Source organism: Mycobacterium sp. (genome assembly GCF_049281135.1).
Classification (GTDB): domain Bacteria; phylum Actinomycetota; class Actinomycetes; order Mycobacteriales; family Mycobacteriaceae; genus Mycobacterium.
This window is the reverse complement of sequence record NZ_JBAPRN010000409.1, coordinates 1-5570: the sequence shown is the minus strand read 5'-3', so window position 1 is coordinate 5570 and position 5570 is coordinate 1. Positions and strand designations below refer to the sequence as shown.

Here is a 5570-nt window from a genome sequence, read left to right as displayed (position 1 = left end):
AGCTCCCGCCGCCGAATCGCGGACGACGTTGAATCTGAACACTTTTCAGTGCGTAGCGCACCGACAGGTCTTGGACCTTCTGCAGCCCCGCATCGGTGGTCACCGGATAGGACTGAGTGGCGATCGCCGCGTCGTTCGCCAGCGGGTTGGTAAAGGTGATCGCGATGTCGGCGTCGATTGCCACCGCCACCAGGTCGTCGGGCAGCACCACCGCCGCGACACTGGCTCCGGTGACCTGGTTGAGCTCGTTGAGCGAGTACAGCCGGTTCGGATCGGTGTTGCCGTCGCTGAGCGCAGGAACGTGCATTCCCACCGCGGCGCTGCCCGCCCCGCCGCTGCCGGCGTCGCCGCTGTTCAGCGGCGGGTTGAGTAGCGGGCTGTCCATGGGCTGTGAAGAGTTGTGGGAGTGCCCGGAAATCGAGAATGACACGTCGGGCAAAAACCATGGAGTGTCGATGTGGATCTGCGCGGAGTACAACCAATATCCAGGGCGGGTCAGGTAGGTGAGGTCGCCGTCGACTTCCAGCCCGACGGAGAACACATAGAACACCGACATCTTGATGCCGAACTGAAGCCACAGGTGGACTGCGCTGGTGTCCGCGCCGGTTTTCCAAGGCCCCCAAAGGAATCCGAGGCTGCCGTACACCTGGATCTTGCCGATGCCCCAGTTCGAGCCGCCGGTGAACGACGTGGCTACCCCGAATCCCTTAGGGCCGCCGTCGACTATCTGCAGACCGAGCGCGATGCGGAACTTGAGGTTGAGGTCCAGCAGGTCGGACGACACCGTGATGCCAAGCCAGCTGCGCTGATCGGAGAGCTGACCGATCGCCAGCGTCCACGGCTGGTTGCCGAAGAACACCGTGCCGGTCAGCTTCGCCAGATCTGCTATCCAGGACGGCACGGTGCCGCCGACGAATTTGTCCAGGCCCAGGTTGACTCCAATCAGGACGCCGAACTTTCCGGTGTCGACGTCGTAGTCCACGGCCAAAATCCCAATGGAATTCGGGTTCTTCAGCAGGAACAGCTCGCCGACGATGAGGATCTCCATGCTCGGATCGCCCTCGGTGACCAGCGTGAAGATGCCGATGTGGAACAGCTGGCCGCTGGAGGTGAACGAGAATCCAACGGCGATGCCCGCCGCGAAGGAGTCATCGAGTGGCTTCCAGTCGGCGAGGTTGCGCGACCGGGGCATGTCGATGGCGCCGTCGTGGTCCTTATGCCACTGGTAGAGCTGCATGCTTTGGGCGCCTTCGCCGGCCGGGTCGAGCGCGGGCTGCATGTTGTTGGCGAACAGTGCGCGCACCGCGTACAACGTGAAGGAGCCTGCCGGCACCCAGCTGATCTGCAGCGACGCCAACATGTAGCTGAAGCTGGTGTTGGGCGGGGCCACCTGGGTGCTCGAACCTTTGAGGAACTCGGCCGCGACCTTGAAGTCGGTGCCCATTAACGGGAATTTGACCTGCACACCGAACCCGAATTCCTGGTAGCGGTAACCGGATTCGATGTCATCGGTGATGTAGCCGAAGCCGGTGATCGACACCTGGCCGTAGTGAATGTCGAGCTGGATGCCGTCGAGTTTCCAGGGCGGCAGCGAGGCGGGCCCCGAAGTCAGGAAGCGCAGCCGCCGGAAGAGGATGCCGGTCCCGGTGCCGCTTGTGTCGGTGCGCGCGCCGCTGGGCTGAGTGGATGTGGCTCTGGCCGAACCGATTTCGACGCCGCCGCTGAACGAGAAGTACGTGCCGCCTGCGGGTTCCTCGACGAAGCCGAGTTCCTCCACGATGAGCCGGATTACGCCGGCGAACACCAGCTGCACTCCCTCGGGCGCGGCGATCGAGTCGCCCAGATGCGGCCGGCCGAAGCTCCAACCGATGTCGCGCAGGATCACATTCAGGGGCTTGCCGGTCATCGTCATGATCTTGAATGCCGGGTAGGCGCTGCCCGACATGGTGACCCCGGTGTCGCGGACCGACACGTCGATCAATGCCTGCCACGCGTTGCCTGGGTCGTCGAGAGTGGTCAGCCGTAGACCGCCCTTGATGGTGTTGATGCTGATCTCAGAGTCGCTGATACTGCCCAGCTTCAGCGGGGAGTCTGCGCCCAGCGTGAGCGCAGCCTGCAGTACCCAATCGTCGCTGACGCTGAGCGTGCCGCCCCGCGCGGAGTTTTCGTCCCAGCCGTTCTGCCATTCGAGCCCGGCGTTGAAAATCAGGACCGGTGGGTAGTCGGCGGCCGACGCGAAACTGCCTGTGCGGAACTCCAATTGGTTGATCACCAGGTACAGCCCGGTGTGGTCGACGTCGGACTGCCCGTCGCGGGAGTAGACACGTACTTTGTAGGGGGCCTGGCTCAGGGAGAACGCCTGCTCGATGCTGTTTCGGTCGGTGATCCTGCGCCGGATCCCGAACAAGCCATGGGTTGGTAGCGGGAAACCGTAGTTCGATACAGGCAGGACGACGTCCTCGACGACGAGTTCGATGTTGTTGACGCCCAGGGCGGCGCTGCCAGGGTCTTGAAATCGCTTAACCAGGTCGGCGAACGGGGCCTTGCCGAGGTCGAACAGGATGGAGCGGAAGCCGTAGGCGCCCGGGGGCACCCCGGGCACCAGCGATGCAATGTCGTTGCGCGCCCACTCATAGAGATCGCGGCGGCGTGGGCTCGGAATGAACAGGATGTCGTGCAGGGCGGTCACCGGCAGGTTGGCGAATTTCGCGCTGTCGATGCTGATCGGCGTGTTCGGCTCGATGATCACGTCGCCCTCGGGGGTGAGGTGCAGCCGAATGTGGGCGCGGATGTAGCTGGGTGCGCCGCGGACCTGCACGACCGCGACGCTGTCGTCGTCGCCGTGGTCGAACTCGTTTGGATCGTCGCCGTCTTGGTTGTCGTCGTCCTTGGCCGGGGTGATCAACCCCGGCGGCCACTGCAGTTCGACCGGCAGGCCCTCGATCAGCACCTCCCACCCACGGCCGTCGCGCGCGAAGAACACGGTCGGTTCCTTGCCGGCCGCGGTGGACAGCAGTTTGATGCCGACATCGGGCAGGTCGCGCGGGTAGTAGATGTGGTCAAAGTTGTCGACGACGTCGAGGATGTGCACGGTCGCCGACACGGTGATCTGGCCGGGCTTGGTTGGGTCACCGACGGCAACGTCGGGGTCGGAGCCCACGCGGAGGTCGGTGAAGAGCGCCACCCCGTTGAGGGTGTCGATGCACGCGGCTGCGTCGTTCGTGCTGTTGAAACCCCGCTGCATGGTGAATTTGTCGCCCGGCCAGAGCGCAGCGGCATCGGCCCCGCTCACCCCGAGCAGGTCGTAAAGCTGGAAACCGTCAGGTGTGCTCATAGGTCAGGCCCTTGGTCCCCAGGACCGATATGGGAGTCCAACCCCGTGGTGGGATCCACGGCCGTCGACCAGATCGTGGATTTGTCGGTCACGAGGACCAGATCCTTGATGGCGCCGATGGCCGCCGACACGGCGCTGGATCCCACACTGAGCGCGACGACCGGTGGCTGGGTACCGTCACCGAACGTCGCCAGCGGTTGCCAGTGGGTGCCGCGGTACCACGACCTGTCGAAGAACCGCAGCGCCGACAGCGGATCGGCCAACAGCGACAGCCCCATCTCCGGAGGCAGTCCGAGGTGTTCGGCCCACAGCTGGGTGCGCAGACGCAGCGCTGGGTTGGACGGGTCGCGTTTGAGGTGTTCGGACACCGCGAACACGTTCATCTCGCCGTCGTGCATGAAGCCGCGGCGGTTGAGGTTCGACGACCCCACCGACACAAAGACGTCGTCGATCACCATCAGCTTGGCGTGCACGTAGATGCCGGGAATCTGCACCGCCAATACACACGAGTTCTTGTCGTGGTTATCAGGTTTGGCGGCCCACCGCGGCGCCTGTCCGAACGGGGCACGCTGAATGCTGATCGTCTGCCAGGTCTGATCCGGCGCGTCAGGTTCTTCGGGATCCTGAAAACCCCCAGGCACGGGCCCAGTGCCGGGCGGACCGGCCACCCCGTCGACGTAGATCAGTTCGGCCTCGGCGAATGCCCAGAACGGCGGCGGCGGCATCCGCTCTGCGGGCCCCACCACCGCCTGTTCGGAACCGATGTCCAGCTTGTCGCGCAACACCATTCGGCCCAGTCCCGCGGACACCTCGGGGGTGGGGTTGAGGTAGCGGCGCATCGGCGCGCCCACCAAAAGCCGGTCGCCCCAAGACGCCTGCAGCGCGTTGATGAATGCGCCGCGGCGTTCGCCGCCGTAAGGCTGATCCGGGACGGCGGGCAGCGTGACGACGAGCGCCTTGATCAAGGGTTGGGTGTTGTCGTCCGGATCGGTCTTCGCCCCCGCCGCGACGAGCGTGTCGATGTACCCGGTGTCCGGGGTGAAGTACTGCTCTTCGATGTAGATGTAATCCCGGGCGGCGTCGATGGCCGCCAGCACCGTGTGGTGGGTGGTGTCCTCGCCCTGCGGCGCGGTGCCGAACGGGTCGCCGTGACCGGGTCCGGCGCCGGGTGCGAAGCGGGTGCGTCCGACCTGCACGACATGGCTACCGGCTGGCGGTATTGGGGCTGCCGGCACGGTGACGGGGCTGTCGGTGCCAACTGTCGCCGCGCGGTCGGCAAGGCTGGTTAAAACGTCGGCGACCGCCGGACCGGTCAGCTTGACCTGCACATCGTGGAACGGTGCGGCGGCGCGGTGGACGGGGTTGTCGAGCCGGTCGCTGTTGATGTCGATGCCGCCCAGGTAGGCGAGCGGCGACTGCTGGCCAGCCGGCTGAATCGCGGCGATCTTCTCGTGGTAGACGCCGACGTGGGTGAGCGCGTCTATCGTTACCCCGGCGATGGAGAGCGGATTTTCCGCCAGCGGGTTGTCGGCCAGCGTCGCCGGATAGGGCGTCCACACCGCGGTGCCGGGGTGATCGCTGTTGATCGCGCTCACCGCGGGGTCGGATGGCTCGGCGAGGTAGCGAATCGCGGCCAACAGGTCGGTCGACGGGGTCAAGGCGAGCAGGGCAGGCAGGCCGAATCCGGCCGGGATCCACCAGGCGGGATCAAGCCCGAGCTTGCCGACCGCGAACAGGCCTTCGGCCAGCATCATCAACAATGTCAGGACCACCACAAGGTCCGACGTCAGCGAGTTGGCGCCGGCTTCGGACAGTTGAACGAACTGGTTGACCAGCAGCCGGACCTGAGCGTCACCGTCAATCAGATCCTTGACCAACGTGACGAGTTGGGTGGAGTCATCGTGCGGTAGTAGCGTCCACACCTTCGTCGGGTCGGTCAACGCTCCCTTCACGAATGCCCAGCCGGCCAGGGTCACCGCGCCGCCTTGGCGGGCGGTGCGCAGGTCGGGCACCAGCCGAGCGAAGTAGTCCAGCCCGTCGAGAATGGGTTCGACGAAGTTGCCGACGGTGCGGTTGCCAAGGCCGGTCACGGTGCTGGGATCGCGCCGGGGGATCCAGTCGTCGATCGCCAACCTGGCGAGCTGTCGGTCGGTCGGGGTGATCGGGACAGCCGCGCCGAGCGCGCCGGTGTCGGTGCTGGTACTGGCGAGGATGACGTCGGTGGTGTCGGCCGAAT

General features: G+C 65.4%; 2 protein-coding genes. Both read right to left on the bottom strand.

Annotation, left to right across the window (positions count from 1 at the left end):
- Positions 1-3334, bottom strand: a 3334-nt coding sequence (locus tag WAN02_RS16605) for a hypothetical protein (RefSeq protein WP_422265311.1), incomplete at its 3' end; no start/stop codon positions are given.
- Positions 3331-5570, bottom strand: a 2240-nt coding sequence (locus WAN02_RS16600) for a phospholipase D-like domain-containing protein (RefSeq protein WP_422265310.1), incomplete at its 5' end; no start/stop codon positions are given. The genes WAN02_RS16600 and WAN02_RS16605, both read right to left, overlap by 4 nt.